Origin of the sequence: Williamsia muralis NBRC 105860, from assembly GCF_001598915.1 — a bacterium.
GTDB lineage: Bacteria > Actinomycetota > Actinomycetes > Mycobacteriales > Mycobacteriaceae > Williamsia > Williamsia muralis.
Genome location: NZ_BDAP01000002.1, coordinates 944,852 through 970,482, shown reverse-complemented (window position 1 = coordinate 970,482; position 25,631 = coordinate 944,852). Strand labels below are relative to the sequence as shown.

Sequence of the window (25,631 nt, the reverse complement as noted above, 5' to 3'; positions counted from 1 at the left end):
TTCGACGGGTCGCCAGGTCGGCGCGTGATCAGTGCGCGGAGAACATGCTCCACTCGCGTTCGGTGTGACCGGCGACCGGCCGCCGGTCGGCCGAACGGGCGAGCGCCATCTGGCCACCGGCAACAAACCGGGCGCCGGGCACTCCCGCGGCCTGCAGGTGCCAGGTGAGCATCTCGGCGTCGTGGCCATCCACCCCGATGAGAAGCCAACGGCTGGAGGCGTCAGCGCAGCGAAGTGTCTCCCGCGAGCCCGGGATCAGGCGGTCGAGAATCTGGTCGGCGGGAATTGCCAACGCGCCGAGGACGATTCCGTCCCGATCACGTTCCTGCTGACTACGGATGTCGATGGCCACAGCACCGCTGCGGAGCAGGGAATCGACGTCGTGCGCCGCGACGGACAGCGGCGCAACGGGGTATGCCGACGTGGGCCGACTGGACAGAGAAGGTGCGGGTGCGGTGAGCACAGACATGGCTGGTGCTTTCGTGAATGATCGGCAACTAATCGGCCGAAGAACGGGCGTAGGGGTCATCAAGAGGCGTTTCAGCCCCGACAACACTCCTGACAGCTCCGCGTGATCACGGTGGAGATTGTGCCACAGCGATCACGATCGCACCACCGTCACCCGCAGACGAGGCCTCAGTCCGGACGCGAGCCTGCCGAACGCCCCTTTGCCCGGGCATCGCGCTGCCGCTCGTACACCAGCCGCAACCCGTCGAGCGTCAGAGTGGGCTCGTGGTGTTGCAACGTCACACACTCGTCGAAGACCAGCGGGGCGAGGTAGCCGGTGGCGATCACCGCAATGTCGTCGCCGTCGAAACCCGGCACTTCACGCCGCACCCGGGACACGAGCCCGTCCACCTGACCTGCGAATCCGTAGAGGATGCCCGACTGCAGTGCTTCGACGGTGTTCTTGCCCACCACAGAGCGCGGCGGCAACAACTCGACCTTGCGTAGCGTCACCGTCCGTACGGCGAGCGCCTCGACCGCCAGATCGATGCCCGGGGCGATCGCCCCACCGAGGAACTCGCCCTTCGCCGACACCACGTCGACGAGGGTGGTGGTCCCGAAATCGACGACGATGCAGCCGCGACCGTAGGCCGAGTAGGCGGCGAGCGCATTGGCGACGCGGTCGGTCCCGACCTCTTTGGGATTGTCGACCAACAGCGGAACGCCGGTTCGCACACCGGGTTCGAGCAGCACGTGCGGTCCGGCCCCGAAGTACTTCCCGACCATCACCCGCATCTCGCGCAGTAGCGACGGCACCGTCGACAGGCCGACAACGGCCGTGACCTGTTCCACGTCAGACCCCAGCAGGCCACGAATGGTCAGCGCCAGCTCGTCGGCGGTCATACGCGACTCGGTCCTCATCCGCCAGTCCCGCACCAGCCGCGAATTGGCCCCGATGCCGGCATAGACACCCAGGTGGATGTTCGTGTTGCCGACGTCCAGCGCGAGCAACATGTCAGGCGGGGGTGCTCGACAGCACCGGGTGGCGGGGATCGAGCAGATCCGAGCCTTCCGGTGCGTGTGCCGGGTCGGCACCCTGTTCGACGATGCGGTTCGATTCGTCGACGAACACCACCTTGGGCTGATACTCGAGGATCTCGCGTTCATCGAGTCCGCCGTAGGCGATCAGGATGACGAGGTCGCCCGGGTGCACCAGATGTGCTGCGGCGCCGTTGATACCGATGATCCCGGACCCGCGGGGACCCGAGATCGCATAGGTGACCAACCGGGCGCCGTTGTTGATGTCGACGATGGTCACCTGCTCACCCTCGAGCAGACCGGCGGCATCGAGCAGGTCCTGGTCGACCGTGACCGATCCGACGTAGTGCAGATCGGCCTGGGTCACCGTGGCGCGGTGGATCTTCGAGGTCATCATGGTGCGGATCATGCTGGGTTCTCTCCTCTTTCGACGAAACCGGTGCCGATTGCGACACCCACGTTGTCAATGAGCCGGGTGGAGCCGATACGCGCGGCGACGAGCAGCCTGCCGTCGCCGCGGGCCGGCGGTTCTTCGAGGTTCGGGCCGCGCAGTTCGAGGTAGTCGACCGAGACGTCCGAGTGCAGGTCGAAAACGCCGCGGGCCGCGTCGAGGATGGCCTGCTCTCCCCCGGCGGCCGCATAGGCGCCCGCGATCAGCGCTGCCGACAGGGTTGTCGCCAGCTCACGCTGAGCGGGATCGAGGTACCGATTACGCGACGACATGGCCAATCCGTCTGCTTCGCGCACGGTGGGAACGCCGACGATCTGTACGTCGAGGTTCAGGTCGGTGACCATCTGCCGGATCAACACCAACTGCTGGTAATCCTTCTCCCCGAAGTAGGCCTCCATCGGCGCGGCAATGTTCAGCAACTTGAGCACCACGGTCAGCATGCCCGCGAAATGCGTTGGCCGAGAGGCGCCTTCGAGCTCTCCACCGAGTGGTCCCGGGTGCACGGTGGTGCGCGGTCCCGTCGGGTACATGTCGGAGACCTTCGGAGCGAAGACCAATTCGACGCCGGCCGCCCGCAGGAGGTCGCAGTCCTCATCGAACGTCCGGGGGTAGGCGTCGAGGTCTTCGCCGGCGGCGAACTGCAACGGGTTGACGAAGATGGAGGCGATCACCACCGCGTCGCCCTTGCGTTTGGCGGCACGGACCAGTTCGAGATGGCCCGCGTGCAGCGCGCCCATGGTGGGAACCAGCACCACTCGCTTACCCGTCGAACGCAGGGCACGGCTGACCTTGTTCAGCAGCGCAGGATCACGATGGACCGTCAATTGCCCGGCGGTGAAAGGTTTTTGGCCCGTGAGGTCACCAGTGGTCATCGATGTTCGTCCCGTCTGTCATCATTTCCCGAGCTGTCGTGCCCCAAGTCGTCGTCCCCCGACTTGTTGTCCCCGAGTAACTCGACCAGGTCCGGTGGTGGATCGGTGTACGTGGCGGCGCGGCGGGCAAGCGCCCGATATCCCTCCGCGATGCCCGGATCAGCGGCCGTCAGCGCCTGCAGATGCCGGGCCACCGCCGCCGCGTCGCCGCGAGCCACCGGGCCGGTCAACGCCTTCGGGCCGATCTGCAGACTGTTGTCGAGCGCCGCGGTGAGCAGAGGCCCCAGGATCCGTTCCGGCCGCACGTCTTGGCCGTCGACCACCTTGCGCAGCGCTGCCACGGCGTCACACACAAGCGCGACAAGATGATTCGCGCCATGAGCCAGTGCAGCGTGATAGAGGGTGCGGTCCTTCTCGTCGATGCGGACCGGTTCGGCGCCCATCTCCAGTACCAGCGATTGTCCGATGGCCAGACCCACCTCGTCTGCGGCAGTGACACCGAAGCAGCAGTTGCGGATCCGGTCCGTGTCCTCTTCCGTCCCGATGAACGTCATGGCCGGGTGCAACGCCAGCGGGAGCGCTCCGACGTCGGTGAGCGGATCGAGCACGCGTACACCGTGCGCGCCCGCAGTGTGGGCGACGATGGTTCCCGGCCGCACCGATCCCGACTCCGCCAGATCGGAGATGACCGACGCCAATCGGTCGTCCGGGACCGCGATGACAAGGAGCTCGCATTGTGAGGCGACGTCGGCCACGGCGCGGATCTCGGACTCGGGGAGGCGCTGTGCCGCGCGTGCGCGTGAGGCCGGAGACGATGCGGCGACGGCGCCGACCACGTGTTCGGCACGTTCGAGGGCCTGACCGATGGTGGTTCCCACTCGACCCGCCGACACGATACCCACCGTCAGGCGGGCAGGCGCGGGCCAATTGGTAATCCCCGTCGAGGTCACCGTCGTCCTCCATTCGTTCCAGTCCCTCTGACTTCTCCCCTGGCCGATGAGTCGAACTCGGCTGGGGAAGTGTCAGGCACGGGTACCAGACGTCTCGCAGCGAGAATAGAACCAGGCGGACACATATTGCCAATGCCTGTGATCGGGCTCACCCGATCGGACGTGGGCGATCAGCTGCGACGGCGGCGGCGTCCACCGGCAGGTGCCGATGATTCGAATCGGGTGAGCAACTCCGAGACCGAGCGTCCGGACGCATGTGCGCCCGGATGGTCGGCAGCCTGCTCGTCGTCATCGGCCAGCAGCGCGTTGGGGATGCCGCCTTCTGCGGGGACAGCCACCTCCCACTCGTCGGTGGGGGTTTCGTCCACGAACGGCCCGGGAGCCGACGACTCGACCTGCGCCTCGGACGTTCCGTCCGCCTCCTCAGCACGCTTTTCGTGCGCGCCGGCCACCTGCGGCTCAGCGGTACGGGCCACGTCCTCGGCCGCGACGACCTCCGGTGCTGCGTCATCGGCGCGACGCCGGCTACCCGCATGGCGGCCGGACGGTGTCTGCGCATTGGTGGTGTCGTCGGGGTGGTCCGACGTCACCGCATCCTGCTCACCGGCGTCGGTCGCGTCGTCTGCCGGTGTTTCGGCAGGCTCCACGGGCACCGGATCCTCGTCGGACACCACCGGGATGACCTGGGTGCTCTCGTTCGGGTTGTCGTCGCGCCGGCGATCAGCCGGGGGAGCCGTGGACGCAAAATCACGTTCGGCCACGGTTCCGTCATCCGGGACCAGTGGCGCCGGCGGGAAATGCTGATCGGAGAAGCCGGCCGGGGCGTACGGATTGCCCGACCCCTCATGGCGGTTCGCGCGGTTCTCCAGTTCCGGCAGACGCTCACGGACCAGGGCGATCCGTTCGTCCGGGAGCTCCCCGAGCAGCTGCTCCAGGCTCGACCGCAAGGACTGCAGTTCCGCCTTGAGCGCGGACAGTTCCTCACCCGACTGCTCGCCGATCTCCTTGCGAACCTGTGTCTCGACGCCCAGTTCGTACTGACGGCGAGCGGAGATCTCACGCTCGAGTTGCAGTTCGTAAACCAGTCGGAGGTCACGGGCCTTGGCGTCCGCGGAATCGGCCTGCCGGCGATACTTCGTCACCAGGATTGCGCCGATGACAGCGGCCCACAACGCGGTGATGACGGCCAGCGAGGCGGCAATGCTCATCTCCGAGGTGAAGATCATGAAGATGCTGGAGCCGAGCGCAAACAACAGCAGCACACCGAGCAACCACTGACCAGGACCACGGCGGGCTCTTCTGGCATCAGCCGATCGGCCGGCAGAGGTGGTCATGGTGGCAAACTTACCTGCCCGACTGTGTCGCGTTTGCCATCTGGTGCGGCAAGTCCAGTTATCGATTGTGTTTGTCGAGAGATCCGCACATCTCGCGAGAGATGTGCGGCTACTCAGGTGGCCAGGTCGTCTGAGGGATCGTCCGGCGTGCGGCAGCAGTATTCGAGCCAGAGTGCCGCACCGACAAGCAGCACGCCACCGATCAGGCCGACGATCGTGCCCGGGCGATCATGATCTGCCGCCGCGAGATCGTCTTGCCGGGTGAGTAGATACGCCAGCGTTCCGGTCCACACGCCGACGGCGAGAGCACCGAGAATGGCCGACGCCTTGGCCAGCGCCAGCACGCGCGCCGCCGTGATCGGATGCAATTGGCCGCTGTGCGAGCCGATTTCCCGGTCATTCACCCGGGCACGCACCACAAAAGCGATCACAACCTCAAGTGCGGCAAGCACATACAGCACGATGCCGGCCAACAGGGGCAGCGGCGGCAGCGATCCGTAGCTGACCCGGACCACCAGGAACACCACAACCGCCACCACAACCGCGAGCATGGCGAGATCCCGGACACGGGTCGGGCCCATCGCGTTGTCGCTGCCGGGATCGGACTTGCGGCTCGTCACGTTTGTTTCCCTGCGTCGGTACCGGCGGTGGTCAGCGTGTGTTCGGTGAGTCGAACCCCGTCGCGGTCGGCCGGTGTCAATGCGGCCAGCAGATCGGCCACCGGAACGTCGGAACCGCGATGACGGAGCACCGCTCCGGGATCGGCGTCCAGCCAGGGAATCAGGACGAACGCCCGCTCAGCGGCACGCGGGTGGGGCAAGGTCAGCACCGGATCCGTCGACTCGACAACTGCCCCGTGGTCCGACACCGAGATCACATCGACGTCGAGAGTTCGTGGCCCCCACCTCTGGTCGCGCACCCGCCTCGCCTCGTTCTCGAGATGCTGACCCACGTCCAGCCAATCGCGTGCGGTCCGGGCGTCGTCGTCGACCAGCAGGGTCGCGTTCAGGAAATCCTGCTGCTCCACCCCGCCCCACGGTTCGGTGGCGTAGACCCGCGAGGCCGCCACCACCCGGTCACCGAGACCGTCGCAGACCGACTGCAGATGGGCGAGCCGGTCTCCGATGTTGGAGCCTATCGAGAGCACCGCACTGCTCACTGCATCCCCTTGCGGGATCGGCGAGCGACGACCGCCACGTCATCGAACGTGAGATCGATTGGCGCATAGGGCTTGTGCAACGTAACCTCGCACGCCAGAACGGCGTCGAGATCGAGCAAGATCTTGTCGGCTATCTCGGCCGACACCGTCTCGATGAGGTTGCGCGGTGTGCCGGCGATGATGTCGTGGGCGGTGTGGGCCAGTCCCCCGTAGTCGATGGTGTCGGCGAGGTCGTCCGTCGCCGCGGCCACCCGCAGGTCGGCCCACAGGATGATGTCGACGATGAAGTCCTGGCCGTCCTGCCGCTCGTGGTCGAACACCCCGTGATTGCCCCGAACCTTCAGTCCGCGCAACTCGATTCGATCAGCCATCGTGCCCTTTCGTTACAGCGCCTCCAGCGGAGAACGTGGTCGGACCGGTGTCGGCGCCGCGCGGCCCGCCCGCCTGCCAGGCGTCGGCGACCAGCGCTGCATCGCGGCTGGCGCGCACGTCGTGTACCCGCACGCCCCACGCACCTCCCGCGGCGGCGAGTGCGGTCAGTGCGGCGGTGGCGATCTCGCGGCCATCCGGCGGACGTGGGTTTCCGTCTCGATCGGCGAGCAGGGTACCGAGGAAACGCTTGCGTGACGCCCCGATCAGTACCGGAAAACCGAGCCCCACCAAGGTCGGCAGTGCGTGTAGCAGAGCCCAATTGTGCTCGGCTGTCTTCGCGAATCCGAGACCGGGATCGAGGATCAACGCACTGGGATCAACACCGGCAGACGTGGCTGCATCGACTTGCGCCAGCAGTTCCCCGCTGACCTCGGCCACCACGTCGCGATACACGCCGGGTTCGCCGGTCCGATGGACAAACGACGGGTCGGAAGGGCGCCAGTGCATCAGGATCCACGGAACACCCGCCTCGGCGACAACTCCCGCCATGTCCGGATCGGCACGTCCCCCGGATACATCATTGACCACAGTTGCGCCCGCAGCGATCGCCTTGTCGGCGACCTCGGCGCGCATGGTGTCCACGGAAGTTCGAACACCTTGCGCCGCAAGGCCTTTGATGACGGGCGTGACCCTGGCGATCTCGAGACCGGTGTCGACGCGGTGCGCACCGGGTCTGGTGGACTCCCCGCCCACGTCGATGATGTCGGCCCCCTGCGCAGCCAGCGACAACCCATGGGCGATGGCGGCATCGGTATCGAGGTACCGGCCACCGTCGGAGAAGGAATCGGCCGTCACGTTGACGACACCCATGATGATGGTGCTCACGCCGTCCACCCCATCACGACGTCCACCACGTCAGGTCGCCGGGGCTTTCGGTGATGCCGGCCCCTCACGATGCTCCTGGTGTCGTCGCGCAGGTCAGCGAGAGATGAGGTCGAGGGCTTCGCCCCGCGAGACCGCGCTGGTCTTGAACTGACCGCGAACCGCGGAGGTGGTGGTGGTGGCGCCCGGCTTGCGGATTCCACGCATCGCCATGCACAGGTGCTCGGCTTCGATCACCACGATGACCCCGCGCGGATCGAGTTTGCGAACGATCGCATCCGCGATCTGGGTGGTCAACCGTTCCTGGACCTGCGGTCGTTTCGCGTAGAGATCGACCAGACGCGCCAACTTGGACAAGCCGGTCACCTGACCGGTGGGGCCAGGGATGTAACCGACGTGCGCGACACCGTGGAACGACACCAGGTGGTGCTCGCAGGTCGAATACATCGGGATGTCCTTGACCAGCACAAGCTCGTCATGTCCGACATCGAACGTGGTGGCCAGCACGTCGTCGGGGTTGACGTGCAGGCCCCCGAACATCTCGACGTAAGCGCGCGCCACCCGGGCCGGCGTCTCCTTCAGACCGTCGCGGTCCGGGTCCTCGCCGACGGCGATGAGCAGCTCACGTACGGCACGTTCGGCGCGCTCGGCGTCAAAGGGAGCAATCGCACCGTTCTTGGCGGGTGTCCCACTGGTCTCTTGTGTCATTGTCCATTCTGTCCATTCGGGGAATGCCCATTCTGGCCGTGACCGTCGTTCCCGCCGTCACCCTGGTTGTTCCCGTTGTGCCCGCCATGGCCGTTTTGACCATTCGGTGGCCGGCCATAAGAACCGGGCTGGCCGTAGGGGTTACCCGGCTGGCCGTAGGGATTGCCTGGTTGCCCGTATGGGTTGCCTGCCGGGCAGGAGCCGTTGTGGCCCGTGCCGCCGTTCTGGCCCTGTCCGCCGTTCGGCCCACCGTTGGGGGGCCAGCCTGGAGCCGACCAACCTGCGGGGGCACCGTAATCGGGACGGGTGCCTCCTGGGACGGCACCTGCCTGCCCACCTTGCTGCGGGTAGGGGTTGCCCGGGGACTGCGGCGGATACTGCTGCTGCGGAAGCTCACCCGGACCGGGCTGCATGTGCGACGGTCCGACCTTCGCCAGCTCCGGCGACTTCGGGGGTTCGGGCGGCCAGGGCTCGCCGCGCTCCTTGGCGAGCTCGCCCGGCGTCTTCACCGGCGGCTTGTCGCTCGGGGTGCGTTCGCCGAAGTCGTTGAAGGTGGTGATGCGCGGGCGCTTGACCACCTTGTCGAAGATCTTCTCGAGGTCCTTGCGGGTCAGGGTCTCGCGTTCGAGGAGTTGCGTGGCGAGCTCGTCGAGGGTGTCGCGGTACTCGGTGAGGATCGCCCACGCCTCGGTGTGAGCGGCCTCGATGAGGCGTCGCACCTCGTCGTCGATCTCACTGGCGACCTCGGGTGAGTAGTCGGCGTGCGAACCCATCGAGCGGCCGAGGAACGGGTCACCCTGCTCCTGCCCGTACCGCACGGCTCCGAGCCTCGCGCTCATGCCGTACTCCGTGACCATGGCGCGAGCGATCTTGGTGGCCTGGTCGATGTCGGAGGATGCGCCGGTGGTCGGCTCGTGGAACACCAGCTCCTCGGCAGCACGACCACCCATTGCCATCACCAGACGGGCGATCATCTCCGAACGGGTCATCAGGTCTTTGTCCTGCTCGGGCACGGCAAGAGCGTGGCCGCCCGTACGTCCGCGGGCCAGGATGGTGACCTTGTAGATCGGGTCCAGATCGGGCATCGCCCACGCGGCGAGTGTGTGGCCGCCCTCGTGGTAGGCCACGATCTTTTTCTCGTGCTCACTGATGATGCGGCTCTTGCGGCGCGGACCACCCACCACCCGGTCGACGGACTCTTCGAGCAGTTCGGCGGTGATGGTGGTGCGGTTCTCGCGGGCGGCCAGCAGCGCGGCCTCGTTGATGACGTTCGCCAGATCGGCACCCGACATACCCGGGGTGCGCTTGGCCAGACCGTCGAGGTCCGCGTCGGCATCGATCGGCTTGCCCTGTGCGTGGACGTTGAGGATCGCCTTGCGGCCCGCCATGTCGGGGTTGCCGACGGGGATCTGCCGGTCGAAGCGCCCCGGACGCAGAAGTGCCGGGTCGAGGATGTCGGGCCGGTTGGTGGCCGCGATCAAGATGACGCCCGAACGCTCACCGAATCCGTCCATCTCGACGAGCAACTGGTTGAGCGTCTGCTCGCGCTCGTCGTGTCCGCCGCCTAGGCCGGCGCCGCGCTGGCGTCCGACGGCGTCGATCTCATCGACGAAGATGATGCAGGGGCTGTTGTTCTTGGCCTGCTCGAACATGTCGCGCACACGTGAGGCACCGACACCGACGAACATCTCCACGAAGTCCGAACCGGAGATGGTGAAGAACGGCACACCGGCCTCACCTGCGACCGCGCGGGCGAGAAGCGTCTTACCGGTTCCGGGAGGACCGAACAGCAACACGCCCTTGGGGATCTTGGCTCCCAGAGCCTGGTAGCGGGCCGGGTTCTGCAGGAAGTCCTTGATCTCGAAGAGCTCTTCGACCGCCTCGTCCGCACCTGCCACATCGGCGAACGTGGTGGTCGGCATGTCTTTGTTCAGCTGTTTGGCCTTGGACTTGCCGAAGCCCATCACGCCGCCCTTGCCGCCACCCTGCATCCGGTTCATCACAAAGAAGAACAGGCCGAACAGCAGGACGAGCGGAAGGATGAAGATCAGCATCTGCATCAGGAACGACTCTTGGTTGACGTTCGTCTGATACTTCGCACCCGAGGCGTCGACGCGGTCGAAGACCTCTTCGGTGGTGCGGGCGGGGTACTTGGCGGAGATCTTCTTGTCCCCGCCGGCCTGCGCCGGGTCCTTGAGCGTCATCCGTAGCGTCTGCTCGCGGTCGTCCATCTGCACCTCGGACACGTTCTTCGTGTTGAGCTGCGTCATCGCCACAGAGGTATCGACACTCTTGTAGTCACGATTGTTGTCGCGGAGCACGGTCCAGCCCCAGATGGCCAGCACGATGATGGCCACGATCGCCAGGTTGCGAAAGACAGTCTTGCGGTTCATTGAGGTGTGTCAGCCGACCCCGACGGCCACTATCGGCCCTCTGTGATTTCGGCGCGTCCTTCCAGTCGGGATGTCTGAATCATCAGGCTACCCGTCAACGATTCATCGTGGTCGCGCGTTCCCCGTGGGCGAAAACAGTCGCGGGTCTGCGGAGCGTGTGGGCTGAGGTGCTGGCGGGGCCGGTTATGCGGCTCGCGAAACTTGGGGAAGCGCGGTCTGCGGGGCTCGCAAACGCGAGTTTTGCGAGCTGAACGGGGGCCACGCTCGCGACACTTGGAGAAGCTCGGACTACAGACAGCGCTACGACGAGTTCGGCGCGCAGCCGGTCAATACCCGGGAGCTACTCGCTGCCAGGGGCGGGCGGCCTCGATCTGGGCGGCGAGCTTCAGCAACGTTGCCTCGGATCCCGGGCGGCCTGCGAAATGGACGGCCACCGGGGTCTTGGATACCGGGTGCACACCGAACGGTACCGACATCGCAGGCCATCCGAGGAGATTGAACAGTCCCTGGAACGGCGCGTAGTTGGTGTTCGCCCACATGTTGGCCGCCCAGCTCTTGCTGCTCCACGCCTTCGCCTCGAGGGGTGGGGCTGCGAGGGCGGGGGTCATCAAGACGTCGGCCTGGTTGCGGTCGAGGTAAGCGAGCACCTTCTGCTCGATGGTGCTGGCCTGGACGTCGTGTACCAGATCAAAGCGTTGCACCGCCCTGCCGAGCGACGTGTGAATCTTGCTGCGCGACTGCAACTTCGACAGATCGCCGCCCGCCTTCGCGAAGTCGTCCGCGTCGGCTGCAGCCCCCGCCAGCCATCGCAGCAGCAGAGGAGCCGGATTGCTCGGGTACGGGAGCTTGGACTGCGGCACCCTGTGGCCGTGGTCGGCGAGCAATCCGCTGCAACTGGACACCGCCTGCGCAAAGTGCTTGTCCGTCCGACCCACGGCCAGCGGAAAGTTCTGCGCCACAACGATTCTGAGCTTCCCAGGGTCGGCGTCCGTCCCGGCGGCGGCAAGGGCCATGTCGTCGGCCATCACCCCGAGCATCAGTGCGCCGTCGGCAACCGTCGTGGCAAGCGGCCCGTTCTCGCTCATCTTGAACCAGCCGTTGCCGCCGAACTCGCTGGGCACCACTCCGAGGCCGGGCTTGAAACCGAACAATCCGCAATCGGCGGCAGGGATGCGGATCGAGCCGAGGCCGTCGTTCCCGTGCGCCAACTCGACCTGCCCGCTGGCCACCGCCGCAGCCGCTCCACCGGACGAGCCGCCTGGGGTTCTCGCCGGGTTCCACGGGTTGCGTGTCACGGTCTGCTCGTTGTCGGTGGTCCCCCACAAGCACAGCTCGGGTACGGCGGTGAGGCCGATGACCACTGCGCCCGCGGCTCGAAGCCTGCGGACCACGGTGTGGTCACTGAGCGCAGGTGCTCGACTTGTTGCGGCCGACCCCACGGTCATCGGCTCGCCTGCGACGGACACGTTGTCCTTGATGGCAACCGGCACGCCGGCCAAGGGCAACTTGGCCAGATCCGGATGGGCCGTGAGAAGTTCCGCCTCGGCGACGGCCTTGCCGGCACGGACCTTGACGAATGCGCCGATGGAACCGTCGCGATCAGCTATCCGTGACAGCGCATCCCGGGTCACCTGCACCGGATCGAGTCGACCGGTCCGGACACCTTCTGCCGTCTGTACCGCACTCACCGAAACGAACCTCTAATCGGAGTAGACGTTCGGGTTCAGCCGACCCACGTACGGCAGATCCCGGTACCTCTCGGCGTAATCGAGCCCGTACCCGACCACGAACTCGTTCGGGATGTCGAAGCCGACATCCTCGACGTGCACGTCCACCCGCACGGCGTCGGGTTTACGCAGCAGTGTGCAGACCTCCAACGACCTGGGGTGGCGGGTACGCAAGTTCTTCACCAGCCACGAGAGCGTCAGCCCGGAGTCGATGATGTCTTCGACGATCACGACGTCGCGGTCGTGGATGTCGCGATCGAGGTCTTTGAGGATGCGCACCACACCCGACGACGACGTCGAGGACCCATAAGAACTCACCGCCATGAACTCGAGCTGCGACGGGATCGGCAGCGCCCGTGCGAAGTCGGTCATGAACATCACCGCACCCTTGAGGACACCGATGAGGACCAGGTCATCCGGAGTGTCCCGGTACCGGTTCGCCACCGTCTCGGCGAGCTCGGCGATGCGCCGCTGGATCTGCTCCTCGGTGACCACAACTGCTTCGATGTCGTCCCCATATGGATCGCGCTGTTCGCTCACGGACATCATCATGCCTCAACGGCCGCAGCCCGGGTCGCGCAGCCGTCGGCCGGCAGCTGTGTAGACCCAACGAATGACACCAATTCGCGACAGCCATATGGCTTTTCGCGGCGACTTCTCGTTTGTTTTGCGAATTGTCCCCATTTCGGCCAAACTCCCATTTGGCGACCGTTAGCATTGCGTTGCCTGAGAACACATGGTCATTACACAGCGTCACCATCCCCTCTGCCCAGGGGCCGGTCGCGTCGCCTCTGCTTGTTTCGATGTGGGGATCGAAATCGGTTCGGGCGGACATTCAAGCAATCAGAGGGGATTTGTAGTCAATGAGGTTTCGGAAATCAGTGGTCTCGGCCATGCTGGTACTGGCCACCACCGCCAGCGTGGTGACGGCCACGCAGGCGAATGCGGCCCCGCCCGCGAAAGACATCGGCTATTCGGCGAATATCGTCGGTGATCACGTTGTGCTCAAGACCGACATCGGTTCGCTGCGCACCTCAGACGGTCAATTCCAGATCGTCGACAACAAAGGCAACGTCGCTGCGAGCATTCCCCTCGCCTACAACCTCAACGACAAGCAATTCCCCATCAACGCCGACATCAACGGCCGTACCGCGACTCTGACGCCGGTCCGCAACGCCGCTGCCGCTGAACCTGTCAAGGTCAGTGACGCAGTCCGCAAGCAGGCTGCTGCCCCGGCCACCCGCGAGCAGCGCGATATGCAGGCGATGCAGACCCTCAGCCAGAGCATCAACACCGCGTCGGCGGTGGGCGGCCTCGTCGGGACCATCGTCGGCGGCATCATCGGATGTGTGGTCGGCCTGCCCGCCGGAATCGTCGGGTGTCTGCCAGGCATCGTGACGGGAGCCGGCATCGGAGGCGTCGTCGGAACCATCGTCGTGGGTGGTCCGGTCCTCATCGGTGCCGCCATCCAGTTCTTCAACACCATCAACTCCCCGTTCGTCCCGCCGGCCAACTGAGGCTGCCGGAACACAGCTCAACGCACGCGGCGTTCGACCACGAGTCGGGCGCCGCGTCGCGCTATCTCCAGCCTGTGATCGGGGTTCCCACCGACCGCGACCGGCCCTTGGCCACGCCACCGCACCAACAGGGCGTCCACCGCGTTCACCACTGAGCCGGTGGGTTCCGTCGCCCCCTGCGCGACGAGCCAGCGCCGCAGCAGTCGCCGCCGGATCGCTGCCGGTATCGACGTCATCTCAGAGCACACGATCTCGTCTCCGGCGATGACACCGGCGGCGTCATCGGCCATGTCCTCGAGTACGTCGATGTCGTCCTGCAACTGTGATGCCGTGCGACCCAATGATTCGACGACCCCGCCGTGCAACACCTGCTCCAGCAGGGGCAGCACCTCGGTGCGCAACCGAACCCGCGTGAACCGTGGGTCGGTGTTGTGCGGGTCGTGATGCGGCGACAATCCCAGGTCGGTGCACGCGGCGACCGTGCTCGCACGCCGCAGACCGAGCAACGGGCGACCGAACGGCGGAATCCACGCGCGCATCCCGGCGATGGACCGCGGCCCAGACCCTCTGGCGAGGCCGAGGAGAACGGTCTCCGCCTGATCGTCGAGGGTGTGCGCGAGTAAGACGGGCCTGCCCGCGCGCGCCTCGTCGAGTGCGTCATAGCGAGCACGGCGTGCTGCCGCCTCGAGACCACCACGACCCTCCACGTCCACGGGGAGCACCGTGGCCTGCGCGCCCATCGCCCGGGCCGACCGCGCCGCCTCGTCGGCGACCGCGGCCGAGCCTTCCTGGAGTCGGTGGTCGACCACCAGGGCGTGCACCTGCAGACCGGCGTGCACCGCGGCGGCGGTGAGTGCCAGCGAATCTGCCCCGCCCGACAACCCCACGCACACAGCGGTCCCGTCGAGATGATCCTGGGCGAACGACGCCACGGCGCCGGTGACCTCGGCGATGGCGCCCGAGTTCACCCCGGGGTTCACAACACCCGGTCGATCCACAATCGTGGCTTTTCGATCTCGGCGGGCAGCGGCATGGTCTCCGGCCCCGTCCAAATCGCGTTGAAACGGGTCATGCCCACGGTCCCGACGACTTCATCCACAAACGCCTTGCCGCGAATGTACTGAGCGAGTTTGGCGTCCATTCCGAGGAGCACACGCAGCAACCGCTGCACGGGATTTTGCGGCCGACCCCGACGTTTGTCGAATGCCGCGCGAATCGTGTCGACGGTCGGGACGTGCTGCGGTCCGACGGCGTCCATGACGTGATCGGCGTGGCCCTCGAGAAGTGTTCCCAGCATCATCATCCGGGTGAATGCCTCGTATTGCTCAGGGCTCTGCAACAACTGCATCGCACCGACGATGCCTTTTTCCCGAGGCTGGTCGCTGCGCATCGCCGCACTGATCCGCGTCACCAATTCACCCGCGGACTCCGCGGTTTCGGCAGTGAGGGCTTCGACATTGGATGACATGTAATCGCGCAACCACGGGTTCGCGGAGAACTGCACCCGGTGCGTCACCTCGTGCAGACACACCCACAACCGAAAGTCCGAGGGCACAACCCGCAACGACCGTTCGACGGCGATGATGTTGGGCGTCACCAGCATCAAGACCCCGTCCGAGCCGGTATCCGGGTTGGCGGTGAACGGATCGTATTGCCCGAGGATCGCGCCGGAGAGCAGCGCCAGCAGTCCGCCGGCCTGGACCCCGGCGACGCGTCCGGATATTCCGGGCTTTCCGTCGGGCTCAGGCCCCTCGAGCATCGCCGACATCGACAGCGCAGCGGCCTCGATCCAGCCACCGCGGTCGAGGATCTGGGCCGCGGGCACGGCCAGACCGTCGGCCAATCCGGTGACCTCACGAACGGGGCCTTCGGCAGCGGCCGATGACCGCGCGAGTTCCTGTTGCGCTGCAGTGATCGTGTACTCGGTGGTGACAGGCCCCGGACGGGCGACCTTCTTGCCCACCGTCGCGGCGAGTTGCCAGTCGATACTCATCGGCATCCACATTCCCGCAGTGCCACTGCGATTGCATCGAGCGCCGGGCGGGCCGCATCTGGCGAACTCCCGTTGGACATCAGCGCGAAACTCAGGACGCGGCCTTCTCTCGTCTGCACCACACCCACCAACGCACTCGCCCCGGTCAGTGTTCCCGTCTTGGCCCTCACCCAGCCGGCACCCGACTTGTTCTGGGTGTCGAAACGTTCGGCGAGGGTGCCGGTGGCGCCTGCGACGGGAAGCATGTCGAGCAGGGGCCGCAGTTTGGGCTGTGCGTCTCCGGCCCCGGCGTTGACCACCTGATCGAGCAGTGCCGCCGAGACGCGATTGTCCTCAGACAGCCCACTGACGTCGGCGAACACGGTTCCGTTCATGTTGAAGCCGTAGTCGCTCAGCGTCTTACGCACGGCCTCGATGCCACCGGCCATCGTCGGGCGACCACCGGTGGCCTTCGCGATCTCGATGGAGACGGTCTCGGCCAGTACGTTGTCGCTGGCTCGCATCATGTCCCCGAGTCGCGTCACGAGAGGCGCCGACTGCACCTGGGCGATCACCCGGGCATTCGCCGGTGCGGTCGCCTCGGTGGGTGCCGCGTCCACTCCGAGCGCGTCGGCAAGAGCGGCGCCGGCGGTCAGCGCCGGAGTCGAGGTGCGCGGCGAATCGATGAAGAGCGGGTCATTACGGCCCGAGTCGGCGATCAGCGATTCGATCGGGGTGATGTTCCCGGCCGCTATGTCGGCCGGATCCCAGCTCGGCGCCAGTGTCGGACCACTGAACGCGTTGGTGTCCACGGCCACCGAGGTGACGTCGACGCCGGCCTTCTTGATCTGGTCGGCCAGCGCGCTGATCCGCGGAGCATCGGTGAAGAAGGTGTCCTGCCCGTCCGGTTGCACCGACAGCGTCGGGTCGCCCGCGCCCACGAGGATCACCTGTCCGCCCGCGCCGGCGACCACCGTGGTGGTCACCCTCTGCTCGTGCGGCAGTGCCAACAGGGCCGCCGATGCGGTGAGGACCTTGATCGTCGATGCCGGGATCAGCGCGCGATTCGGATTCGTCGACCACAATTCGGCGCCGGTCAGGGCGTCGGAGATCTCGCCACTCAACTCACCGAGATCCGGGTTGGCCAACGCTTGCGTGAGTTCGGTTCGCACCCCTGCGGGTGTCGGCGCAGGCGCGTCCGCACGCACCGGATTGATCCTCGGTGTCAGCGACGCCGGCGATGGCTGGGGCGAGGCACCCGCGGGGAGGGCGTCGGAGCCGTCGTCCACGCGGAAGGCTATGACCAGCGCAATGGCTGCCACAGCGATGAGAGCCACCACGGGAACGAGCGTCCACCACAGTCCTTTGCGGCCCAGCGAAGTGCCTGCCACCGATACCTCCGGTCAATTGTGCCGCCGAGCGCGGCGGATAGTTGTGTCCACAGTATCGTTGAGTCGATTTTCGGACCGGATTCGCTGAATGCATCAGGAGGAAGCGTGGACTTCGACGTCACGATCGAGATCCCCAAAGGACAACGCAACAAATACGAGGTCGATCACGAGTCCGGGAAGGTTTATCTCGACCGTTATCTGTACACGTCGATGGGCTATCCGGCGGACTACGGATTCATCGACAACACCCTCGGCGAAGACGGCGACCCACTGGACGCCATGGTCCTGCTGCCCGAGTCGGTCTTCCCGGGCGTCATCGTCCGGGCCCGCGTCGTCGGCATGTTCCGGATGACCGATGAGGCAGGCGGCGACGACAAGTTGCTGGCCGTTCCGGCGAAGGACGTGCGCTGGGACCACATCCAGGACATCGACGATGTGCCCGAGTTCGAGCTCAAGGCCATCGCGCACTTCTTCGAGCACTACAAGGACCTCGAGCCGGGCAAAGAGGTCACGGCAGGCGGCTGGACCGGCAAGGCCGACGCCGAGAAGGTGGCCCAGGAAGCCATCGAGCGACTCAAGACTCAGCCGCACGAGGCGAACGAACCCTCCCGCGGCTGATCTGCACTGACGCCCGCAGCACAGCAGGGCCCGACTCCACGGAGTCGGGCCCTGCTCGCGTTCGGCCTCAGGATTCGGCCTCAGGATTCGGCGGCGGCCTCGTCCTTGGCCGCTTGCATCCCCGACTTGGTCCGCAATGGAACCTCTTTCCAGAAGAACACCAGCACAAGCGAGATCAGCGAGACGATCGACACGGTCAAGAACACCGTGTCCATCGCGTCGGCGAACCCGACGCGAATCGGTCGCGAGATCGGTTCGGGCAGTTTGGAGATCACCGAGGTGTCGTCCATGACACTGCCGGTCTGGGCATCCGGGTCGGCGGCCGCAGCGATCAGGCCCTTCCCGAATGCGGCGACCTGTGCGTCCGGACTCTGCGCGGCGGCAGCGACGGCCTGCCTGAACTGCGGGGTGTCCGCACTGTCCTTGAGCCCATCGGTGACGTTGGGCCCCATCAGCGAGAACAGGATCGAGAAGAACACCGCGACGCCGAGCGTTCCACCTATCTGACGGAAGAAGGTGGCCGAGGCGGTCGAGACGCCCATGTCCTTGGGCGGCAACACATTCTGCAAGGCCAGGGTCATCGGCTGAAGTAGGTTGCCCAGTCCGAAGCCGAGGAAGAAGGCCAGGGTCATCACCAGTGCGACCGGGGTGTCCACGCTCAACAGGTGCAGCAGGAACGTCGAGACGGTGATGAGGATCGATCCGACGATCGGGTAGATCCGGTAGTGGCCGGTGCGGGAGATGAGCTGTCCGGATGCCACCGAAGCGATCATCAAACCGAGGACCATGGGCAACATCTGCAGACCGGCGACCGTGGGACTCGAACCTCGCAGCACCTGGAAGTACTGCGGCAGCATCGAGATCGAGCCGAACATCACCATGCCGACCACCACGGAGATGACGATGCCCTGCGCGAAGATCCGGTTCCGGAAGATGCGCAACGGGATGATGGCGGCTTCGCCCATCCGATGCTCGACGTAGACAAACCCTGCCGTGCCCACCACACCGGCCGTATAACAGGCGATGGCCCACCCACTGCCCCAGCCCCATTCGCGGCCTTGCTCGGCGACGATCAACAACGGGACCACGCCCAGCGCCAGGAGCCCGGCTCCCGACCAGTCCACCCGCCGGCGGGCGCCTCTGATCTGGTCGTAGTCCAGTACGCGGTAGACCACCACCAGAGCGATGAGACCGATCGGCACGTTGACGAGGAACACCCAACGCCAGCCGGACACGAACAGAATCGACTCCTGACCGGCGAGCAGGCCACCGAGCACGGGGCCCACCACGCTCGAGGTGCCGAAGACGGCGAGGAAGTATCCCTGGTACTTCGCCCGCTCGCGCGGGGGCACGATGTCACCGACGATGGTGAGCGCCAACGACATCAGGCCACCGGCACCGAGTCCCTGCAACGCGCGGTACCCCGCGAGCTGATACATCGAGGTCGCGGTGGTGCACAGCAGCGAACCGATGATGAAGATCGTGATGGCCGTCATGAACAGCTTCTTGCGGCCGTACATGTCCGACAACTTGCCGTAGAGCGGGGTCACGATGGTGGCCGTGACGAGATACGCGGTGGTCACCCACGCCTGCAGCGAATAGCCCTGCAGGTCATCGGCAATGGTGCGGATGGCGGTGGAGACGATGGTCTGGTCGAGTGCGGCCAGGAACATCCCCAGCATCAGTCCGCCGAGGATCGTCAGGATCTTCTTGTGCGACAGCTCAGCGCTCCCGGCCGGAGCGGAAGCGGGGGTGTCGGTCAATTCGGTTGCCTCTCAGCTGGAGCACAGGTCAATGCATCTTCGGCACTGTCGACGAACCGGCCCATCAACCGGATCAGGGTGTCGATGTCGTCGTCGGGCCAATCCGACATCAACGACTTGAGCTCCTCACCGCGTCGCTGACGCAGCGCAGCCACCCGCTCGCGGCCCGAATCGGTGGCCACCAGGATCGTGGCACGCCCGTCCTGCGGGTCGGCCTCGCGACGTACATAGCCGAGACGTACCAGGTGAGCGACGTGACGGCTGATGGTGGACGGATCGGCGAACAGGGCCTCGGCCAGTTCGCCCGAGCGCGACGGCTTGTCGGTCAGCCGGAAAAGGCACTGGTAGGCGGCCGTTTCAACGATGCCGTCCGGGGTGCGCAGGCGGGTGGCCGCCAGTCGTTCGCGGATGCGTGCGTATCGGGCGAGCACCTCGATGAAGTTCTCAACCTGGTCCGAGCGGGACATCTTCTGCAACGAGCCTTCCCACGAAACGCATCAATCTAGCCGGCAGCACGAGTTTCACACAGCAACTACTTGTGCGTTGCAAGTATGCTCTGGGACGGTTGCCATCTGCAACCATCGGCGCCGCCCGGTTCGCCCCGCAGACCCCGGCACACTAACCTCGGATGTCGTGACACCCTCTCCGCCCGCCTCCCGCCCGCACTTCACCTCCATGCCCGATCTGGCGTTGCGTGCCCTCGGCGGAGCAGTGATCTGGGCCAACGACGACCTGTTCGCCGAAGCCCAGAACCTGATCAAGACCCCGGCGGCCGAGTACCAGCCCGCAACGTTTGGTCACAAAGGTCAGGTCTACGACGGTTGGGAAACCCGGCGGCGTCGCGAAGACGGCGTCGACCAGGCCATCGTCCGACTCGGGGTTCCCGGCGTCATCTACGGCGTCGTCGTGGACACATCGTGGTTCGTGGGAAATTACCCGCCCTACATCTCTGTGGAAGCTGCTGCGGTGGAAGGCATTCCGACCGCACTGGAGCTGGTCGAAGAGACCGAGTGGACAACGATCGTCGACCGCGTCGAGGTCAACGGCGACACGCGCAACCCGTTCCGCGTCGACGCCAAGGAACGATTCACCCACGTGCGGCTCTCGATCTATCCCGACGGAGGAGTTGCCCGTTTCCGCGTGCACGGACGCGGTATCCCCGATCCGAAGTTCTTGTCGTACGGGCACTTCGACCTCGCGGCGCTGGAGAACGGCGGCATGATCACCTCGTGCTCCAACATGTTCTACGGATCGCCGAACAACCTGCTGATGCCGGGTCGTGCCCGCACCATGGGTGAGGGATGGGAGACCTCACGTCGCCGCGATTCCGGAAACGACTGGGTGCAGGTGAAGTTGGCGGGTGAGGCCACCGTCGGTCTGGCCGAACTCGACACCAGCTACTTCCTCGGCAACGCCCCGGGGTCGGCGATGATCCGTGGTCGCGACGGCGAGAACGGCGAGTGGTTCGAACTCGTTCCGCGGACTCCACTGCAGCCCGACACCCGGCACCGCTTCCTCGTCGACGTGGACCGACCGCTCACCGAAGCACGCATGGACATCTACCCCGACGGCGGGATGGCCAGGCTCCGACTGTTCGGTCAACTGACGGACGGTGCCCGAGAACAGATCGTCAACCGTTGGGAACACGGCGAAAGCTGACGCACCCGTACGACTTTCGCGGTGGCGGACGGCAGGGTCAGGCCGCGACGGACCTCTTGGTCAGTTGCGGCAACACCTGTTCGGCGATCAATGCCGCGGTGTTCCGCCCGGCATCCACCGAGTCGTCGGCCGATTCAGCAGCGGAATCGATGGGCCGGAGGATCACCGCATCGGCAACCTCGGCGGTGTAGATGTCCAGGATCAGCGTCAACAGGCCATTGGCCGTTCCGACGTAGCGCACGGTGTCCCCGAACCTCGACTCACCGAGTCGCAACAATTTTGCTCGTGCAGTCGCGGCATCGTCGGCGATCAGCACATCGATCTCGAGAGCGACGACCAGATCGGCGGGCTCGTTGCCCAGGCTGGTCCACGCCGCTCGCATCTGAGTTCTCTCCCGGATCCCGCCACGCAGTTCAGGCTGGCGGATCCGGCGGATCACCCCCGCATGCGCGTCGCGCGGACGAGGACCACTCCAGGCGATGGGGTTGTCGTCGCCATCGATGGCGACGAGCAGTTCTGGCCGGTTGCGTGGTGCACCGACGGCTTCATATGTCATGACTTCTCCTGCTCGAACACCACATCTGCCAGTGAATCCAATTGCTGCGCAACGTCGTACCGACCGGTCTCGAAACCCCAGCGAAGCGCGAACGGCGCCTCGCGTCCTGCCACCGCGACCGAGGCGATGCCCACACGATCGGCAACGTCGGCCCACAGTCGCAGCCGCCGGGTGCCGGGCAACCGTTGCAGCGCCTCGTCGAGAGTGTCCGACAACGCCTGTTCGTGCAGGCCGATCCACTCGAAACCCAGGCCCGCGACCTCGTCGCAACCCTGTGCGAGCCCGCCCAGCGCAGACGGGTCCGCCTCGACACCGATGACATCGCGCAGCCAATCCGGCCGGCCGACGACGACGGCGGGCCCGTGGCCTGCCAGTTGCCGTCCGGTGAACACGGCGTAGTCGATGCCGTGGCTGGTCATGTTGATCACCCGTCGGGCCGCGAGTTCGCTTGCGTCCACGAGGAGCCGGGCCCCGTGGCGATGGGCCACCGCAGCGAGCTTCGACAGCGGCAGGACCTCACCGGTGGACGGGGCGACACCCGGGACGATCAGCAGTGCCGCAGGCCGGACGGAGAGCTCGCGGTCCAGGGCGGCGAGCGTGGTGGTGAGATCCACCTGTGCGGCAACGAGCCTGTCGCCGGCGTGGTCCCCGGTCCGACGGTCTCCGAGACCGGCCGTCAGGTCGAGCAGTACGGACTGTCCGGGTGCCGCGTCGACCACCTTTCGCACCGCGTCATCCGCATCGGAGGCGAGCACCACGGTGTCACCGGACCGGGCGTGGACGAACTCGGCCAGAACCGTGTGCGGATCGCGCGTGGAGGCCATGGCCGGGCACGTTTCCTTTCCGGGCGAGAGGTGAGAACTGGCGGCCGAAGCGGGTCGGCCCTTCATGTCAACAACGATGTCGCCGGAATAATTGCCGTGTCAAATAAAACCCCGGGTGAATGTTATTCGGCGCTGGTAGAGCCTATTTCGGACTTGTCGCGCTGACGCCACCAGCGGAAGGCGAAGTACCCGAGAACCACCACAGCCGCTGCGAACCCCAGGTACAGCAGCAAGGTGGCCCCGATCGTCTCGCCGACGGCGTATCCGGTCACCCCGACCACCACCACCCACACGACGCCGCCCAGGACGTTCGCGAAAAGGTATTGCTTGGTGGGCATCTGACTCATCCCGGCCACAAATGGCGTGACCGTGCGGACGTAACCGATCCAGCGCGCCCCGATCACCGCCACCACACCCCCGTTGCGGATCAGCTCTTCGGCGCGGTTCCAGCGCTCCTCACCGATCCACGAGCCCAGTCTGGAGTGGGTTATCCGTTCCCCTGATCGTCGACCCAGCATGTACCCGGTCCAGTCGCCGAGCACCGCGGCGAAGCAGGCACCGGTGATCAGCCAGCCGATGTTCGTCGGACCGATGGCGGCGGCGACGGCACCCGCCAGCAGAACGGTCTCACCTGGGAGGATCAGGCCGATCAGCGCGGCGGCCTCTCCGTAGATGACCCCCCAGACAACGAGATACACAGCCCAGGGCGGAGTGGACTCGACAACCGAGATGACCCAGTCGACCAATGAGGAAAGGATGTCTCCACCCTCCGATCCGAAGAAGGCACCGGGGCCGGTGCCGTGCAATGACGCCGCTAGAGCGCCTGGTCCATGTCGTGCAGCAGGTCGTCGATACCTTCGAGTCCCACCGACAGTCTGACCACGGAGTCCGACAGCCCGATCGCGGCGCGCCCTTCGGGACCCATCGCCCGGTGAGTCGTGGTGGCGGGATGGGTGATCAGCGACTTCGAGTCGCCGAGGTTGTTGGAGATGTCGATGATCTTCAGCCCGTCGAGCACCTCGAACGCCCTTGCCTTACCCGATACCGACCCGCGGTCGGCCAACTCGAAGGTGAGGACCGTACCGCCGCCGGACATCTGCCGGGTGGCCAGGTCGTACTGCGGATGCGACTGCAGGAACGGGTATTTGACCCACGCGACGCGCGGATCCTCCTGCAGGAACTCGGCGATCCGGAGCGCAGAGGCCACCGAGTGGTCCACCCTCAGCCGCATCGTCTCGAGACCCTTGAGCAGGGTCCACGCATTGAACGGGCTGAGCGCCGGCCCGGTGTGCCGCATCAGGGTCTGCACCGGACCGTCGATGTACTCGGCGTCACCGAGGACGGCTCCGCCCATCACCCGGCCCTGACCGTCGATGTGCTTGGTGCCCGAATAGACGATCACGTCGGCGCCGAGATCGAGCCCCTTCTGCAGCAGTGGTGTCGCGAAGACGTTGTCCAGCACCACCTTTGCGCCGGCCGCATGGGCGAGCTCGCACACCTTCTCGACGTCGACGAGCGTCTGCATCGGGTTGGACGGGGTCTCGAAGAACACGGCGGTCGTCGGTGTCGAGAGCGCTTGTTCCCACTGTTCGAGGTCTTCGCCGTCGACGAAGACGGTCTCCACACCCCAACGCGGCAAGATCTCGTTGCAGACCACGAAGCAGGACCCGAACAGACTCCGGGCTGCCACCAGCCTGTCCCCGGCCTTGAGCAGCGCACCGAGGGCGACGAACACAGCGGCCATTCCACTGGCGGTGGCAAAGCAGGCTTCGGCACCTTCGAGCAGTCGGAGGCGTTCCTGGAACATCGCGACGGTCGGATTTCCGTAGCGCGAGTACACAAACCGTTTGTCCTCGCCGGTGAAGGCGCGCTCAGCGGCAGCAGCCGACGAGTAGACGTAGCCCGAGGTGAGGTACATCGCCTCGGACGTCTCCTCGAACCCCGAGCGGTCGAGACCACCGCGAACCGCGAGCGTATCCGGCGACACCCCGTCGGGCAGTTCGCTGATCACATGTTCCTCCATGGCAGATGAGCACCCCGGCCGGTGAGCCGGTTCCTCAGGATTGGCGCCAGGGCAGCCCCAGCGCCTTCCAACCTACGGCCCCGCGATGACCGGCCGAATCGAGGCCGCCTTCGAATCCGTCGGACACGTTGTACGCCTCGGCGACCCCATCGGCCGTGGCGGCCTCTGCGGCACCGATCGACCGCTGACCGGAACGGCAGAGGAACACCACCGGCTGGTCGTCGGCGATGCCGGCCTCGCGCAGTTGGCCTACGAAATCCGGATTGCGTTGTCCGTCAGGAAATGTGACCCACTCGATCAGTACGGTCTGCTTGCCCAGCTCGGTGAGGTCGGGAATGCCGACGTAACTCCATTCGGCCTTGGTTCGCACGTCCACCAGCACGGCGTCGGGGTTCTCCGAGAGAATCGCCCACGCCTGCTCCGGCGTGATGTCTCCTGCGTAGCTCATGAGCACACCTTCCAGTCGCCTTCTTCGTTCACCAGCACCACTCCGATGATCTGGGTCTCGGTCCTCTCCTTGCGAGACCAGTGGACATTCGCGGTTGCGCGGTTGCCGTTGACAACCGTCTCGGAGATGTCATCGATCTCAATGGCCCCGTCGGCCTCGCGGGCGTCAGTGTTCTCGATGGTGAATTCGTCCTCGGTGGGGAAGTCGACCGACGAAAGGTCCGCAGTACAGGTGGCGGCGCGAAAGTTCGAATAGTTGACGGCGTTCTTCGCGGTGTAGTGGTCGTTGATGGAGCGGGCCACCTTGGCCTCCTCGGTGAGCCGTTCGTCCACCGGGCGCACCACGTAGGTGACGGCGATGGTGCCGAGCGTCAGTACGACGATCGCCACCGCGATGAGAAACGGCCACATGGTCCGGCGTTCGTCATCGCTCGGCGGCCCCGACTTACCACCTTCACCGGACGTCCCGGAGTTCCTTGATGCCATGGTCGCGAGCTTATAACCCGCATTTGCCGGATGCCGCGCCGC

Annotated in this window: 28 protein-coding genes; 3 read left to right on the top strand and 25 right to left on the bottom strand. The window is 65.9% G+C overall.

The window, feature by feature from the left end:
* Positions 1 to 28: 28 nt before the first annotated feature.
* The 14 genes from WIMU1_RS11225 to hpt form a co-directional block, all read right to left on the bottom strand.
* Positions 29 to 469: a rhodanese-like domain-containing protein gene (locus WIMU1_RS11225; RefSeq protein ID WP_062797153.1), complete on the bottom strand. Its 441-nt coding sequence runs from the start codon at positions 467 to 469 to the stop codon at positions 29 to 31.
* Positions 470 to 636: 167 nt separating this feature from the next.
* Positions 637 to 1,461, bottom strand: a complete 825-nt coding sequence (locus WIMU1_RS11220; RefSeq protein WP_062797151.1) for a type III pantothenate kinase — start codon at positions 1,459 to 1,461, stop codon at positions 637 to 639.
* 1 nt (position 1,462) lies between these two features.
* Positions 1,463 to 1,894, bottom strand: coding sequence for an aspartate 1-decarboxylase (gene panD / locus WIMU1_RS11215; RefSeq protein ID WP_062797149.1), 432 nt, complete (start codon positions 1,892 to 1,894; stop codon positions 1,463 to 1,465).
* Positions 1,891 to 2,808, bottom strand: a complete 918-nt coding sequence (panC, locus tag WIMU1_RS11210) for a pantoate--beta-alanine ligase (RefSeq protein WP_062797147.1) — start codon at positions 2,806 to 2,808, stop codon at positions 1,891 to 1,893. The genes panD and panC overlap by 4 nt, the downstream gene beginning before the upstream one ends.
* Positions 2,805 to 3,758 (bottom strand): Rossmann-like and DUF2520 domain-containing protein, encoded by a 954-nt coding sequence (locus tag WIMU1_RS11205; protein ID WP_245968915.1) that lies wholly within the window; start codon positions 3,756 to 3,758, stop codon positions 2,805 to 2,807. Before WIMU1_RS11205 ends, panC begins: the two co-directional genes overlap by 4 nt.
* 170 nt (positions 3,759 to 3,928) lie before the next feature.
* Positions 3,929 to 5,092, bottom strand: a complete 1,164-nt coding sequence (locus WIMU1_RS11200; RefSeq protein WP_084248161.1) for a DUF6779 domain-containing protein — start codon at positions 5,090 to 5,092, stop codon at positions 3,929 to 3,931.
* Between the two features lie 113 nt (positions 5,093 to 5,205).
* Positions 5,206 to 5,673: a DUF3180 domain-containing protein gene (locus WIMU1_RS11195; RefSeq protein ID WP_062797622.1), complete on the bottom strand. Its 468-nt coding sequence runs from the start codon at positions 5,671 to 5,673 to the stop codon at positions 5,206 to 5,208.
* 35 nt (positions 5,674 to 5,708) lie between these two features.
* Positions 5,709 to 6,251: a 2-amino-4-hydroxy-6-hydroxymethyldihydropteridine diphosphokinase gene (gene folK / locus WIMU1_RS11190; protein WP_062797144.1), complete on the bottom strand. Its 543-nt coding sequence runs from the start codon at positions 6,249 to 6,251 to the stop codon at positions 5,709 to 5,711.
* Complete coding sequence (gene folB, locus WIMU1_RS11185) at positions 6,248 to 6,622, bottom strand: dihydroneopterin aldolase (protein ID WP_062797142.1); 375 nt, start codon at positions 6,620 to 6,622, stop codon at positions 6,248 to 6,250. The genes folK and folB overlap by 4 nt, the downstream gene beginning before the upstream one ends.
* On the bottom strand, positions 6,615 to 7,493 hold the full coding sequence (gene folP, locus WIMU1_RS11180; RefSeq protein WP_062797621.1) for a dihydropteroate synthase: 879 nt from the start codon (positions 7,491 to 7,493) through the stop codon (positions 6,615 to 6,617). The genes folB and folP overlap by 8 nt, the downstream gene beginning before the upstream one ends.
* 108 nt (positions 7,494 to 7,601) lie before the next feature.
* On the bottom strand, positions 7,602 to 8,213 hold the full coding sequence (gene folE, locus WIMU1_RS11175; protein ID WP_062797140.1) for a GTP cyclohydrolase I FolE: 612 nt from the start codon (positions 8,211 to 8,213) through the stop codon (positions 7,602 to 7,604).
* Positions 8,210 to 10,606 carry an ATP-dependent zinc metalloprotease FtsH gene (gene ftsH / locus WIMU1_RS11170; protein WP_062797138.1) on the bottom strand — a complete coding sequence of 799 codons (2,397 nt, stop codon included), beginning with the start codon at positions 10,604 to 10,606 and terminating at the stop codon, positions 8,210 to 8,212. Before ftsH ends, folE begins: the two co-directional genes overlap by 4 nt.
* Before the next feature lie 326 nt (positions 10,607 to 10,932).
* Positions 10,933 to 12,294, bottom strand: coding sequence for an amidase (locus WIMU1_RS11165; RefSeq protein WP_062797136.1), 1,362 nt, complete (start codon positions 12,292 to 12,294; stop codon positions 10,933 to 10,935).
* 12 nt (positions 12,295 to 12,306) lie between these two features.
* Positions 12,307 to 12,879, bottom strand: coding sequence for a hypoxanthine phosphoribosyltransferase (gene hpt / locus WIMU1_RS11160; protein WP_030172532.1), 573 nt, complete (start codon positions 12,877 to 12,879; stop codon positions 12,307 to 12,309).
* Positions 12,880 to 13,196: 317 nt separating this feature from the next.
* Between hpt and WIMU1_RS11155 the strand changes: the two genes are divergently transcribed.
* Positions 13,197 to 13,850, top strand: a complete 654-nt coding sequence (locus WIMU1_RS11155) for a DUF8020 domain-containing protein (protein ID WP_062797134.1) — start codon at positions 13,197 to 13,199, stop codon at positions 13,848 to 13,850.
* A gap of 17 nt (positions 13,851 to 13,867) precedes the next feature.
* Here WIMU1_RS11155 and tilS read toward each other — a convergent pair whose 3' ends face one another.
* From tilS to dacB, 3 genes are read right to left on the bottom strand one after another with little or no spacing between them, the layout of a single operon-like run.
* Positions 13,868 to 14,830, bottom strand: coding sequence for a tRNA lysidine(34) synthetase TilS (gene tilS / locus WIMU1_RS11150; protein WP_245968914.1), 963 nt, complete (start codon positions 14,828 to 14,830; stop codon positions 13,868 to 13,870).
* A complete protein-coding gene (locus tag WIMU1_RS11145) occupies positions 14,827 to 15,843 on the bottom strand; it encodes an Rv3626c family coenzyme F420 biosynthesis-associated protein (protein ID WP_235189420.1) in 1,017 nt (338 codons plus the stop codon). Before WIMU1_RS11145 ends, tilS begins: the two co-directional genes overlap by 4 nt.
* Positions 15,840 to 17,213, bottom strand: a complete 1,374-nt coding sequence (dacB, locus tag WIMU1_RS11140) for a D-alanyl-D-alanine carboxypeptidase/D-alanyl-D-alanine endopeptidase (protein ID WP_062797132.1) — start codon at positions 17,211 to 17,213, stop codon at positions 15,840 to 15,842. Before dacB ends, WIMU1_RS11145 begins: the two co-directional genes overlap by 4 nt.
* A 105-nt stretch (positions 17,214 to 17,318) precedes the next feature.
* Here dacB and WIMU1_RS11135 point away from each other — a divergent pair, with 105 nt between their 5' ends.
* A complete protein-coding gene (locus tag WIMU1_RS11135; RefSeq protein ID WP_023955670.1) occupies positions 17,319 to 17,831 on the top strand; it encodes an inorganic diphosphatase in 513 nt (170 codons plus the stop codon).
* An 80-nt stretch (positions 17,832 to 17,911) separates the two neighbouring features.
* On the opposite strand, the gene WIMU1_RS11130 is transcribed toward WIMU1_RS11135, so the two are convergent.
* Together WIMU1_RS11130 and WIMU1_RS11125 are read right to left on the bottom strand one after the other, a co-directional pair.
* Positions 17,912 to 19,594, bottom strand: coding sequence for an MDR family MFS transporter (locus tag WIMU1_RS11130; RefSeq protein WP_062797130.1), 1,683 nt, complete (start codon positions 19,592 to 19,594; stop codon positions 17,912 to 17,914).
* Positions 19,591 to 20,061, bottom strand: coding sequence for a MarR family winged helix-turn-helix transcriptional regulator (locus tag WIMU1_RS11125; protein ID WP_062797128.1), 471 nt, complete (start codon positions 20,059 to 20,061; stop codon positions 19,591 to 19,593). The genes WIMU1_RS11130 and WIMU1_RS11125 overlap by 4 nt, the downstream gene beginning before the upstream one ends.
* A 166-nt stretch (positions 20,062 to 20,227) precedes the next feature.
* On the opposite strand from WIMU1_RS11125, the gene alc reads away from it, so the two are divergent.
* Positions 20,228 to 21,253 carry an allantoicase gene (gene alc, locus WIMU1_RS11120; protein ID WP_062797126.1) on the top strand — a complete coding sequence of 342 codons (1,026 nt, stop codon included), beginning with the start codon at positions 20,228 to 20,230 and terminating at the stop codon, positions 21,251 to 21,253.
* 37 nt (positions 21,254 to 21,290) lie between these two features.
* Here the strand turns inward: alc and WIMU1_RS11115 are convergent, their stop codons facing one another.
* From WIMU1_RS11115 to WIMU1_RS11090, 6 genes are all read right to left on the bottom strand, one after another.
* Positions 21,291 to 21,809, bottom strand: a complete 519-nt coding sequence (locus WIMU1_RS11115; RefSeq protein WP_062797124.1) for a hypothetical protein — start codon at positions 21,807 to 21,809, stop codon at positions 21,291 to 21,293.
* A complete protein-coding gene (locus WIMU1_RS11110; protein ID WP_062797122.1) occupies positions 21,806 to 22,633 on the bottom strand; it encodes an aminotransferase class V-fold PLP-dependent enzyme in 828 nt (275 codons plus the stop codon). Before WIMU1_RS11110 ends, WIMU1_RS11115 begins: the two co-directional genes overlap by 4 nt.
* A 122-nt stretch (positions 22,634 to 22,755) precedes the next feature.
* Positions 22,756 to 23,379 (bottom strand): DedA family protein, encoded by a 624-nt coding sequence (locus WIMU1_RS11105; protein ID WP_197038012.1) that lies wholly within the window; start codon positions 23,377 to 23,379, stop codon positions 22,756 to 22,758.
* Positions 23,380 to 23,447: 68 nt separating this feature from the next.
* Complete coding sequence (locus tag WIMU1_RS11100; RefSeq protein ID WP_062797121.1) at positions 23,448 to 24,656, bottom strand: O-succinylhomoserine sulfhydrylase; 1,209 nt, start codon at positions 24,654 to 24,656, stop codon at positions 23,448 to 23,450.
* A 34-nt stretch (positions 24,657 to 24,690) separates the two neighbouring features.
* Positions 24,691 to 25,104 (bottom strand): rhodanese-like domain-containing protein, encoded by a 414-nt coding sequence (locus WIMU1_RS11095; protein ID WP_062797120.1) that lies wholly within the window; start codon positions 25,102 to 25,104, stop codon positions 24,691 to 24,693.
* On the bottom strand, positions 25,101 to 25,589 hold the full coding sequence (locus tag WIMU1_RS11090) for an Rv0361 family membrane protein (protein ID WP_147431365.1): 489 nt from the start codon (positions 25,587 to 25,589) through the stop codon (positions 25,101 to 25,103). Before WIMU1_RS11090 ends, WIMU1_RS11095 begins: the two co-directional genes overlap by 4 nt.
* Positions 25,590 to 25,631: the final 42 nt, after the last annotated feature.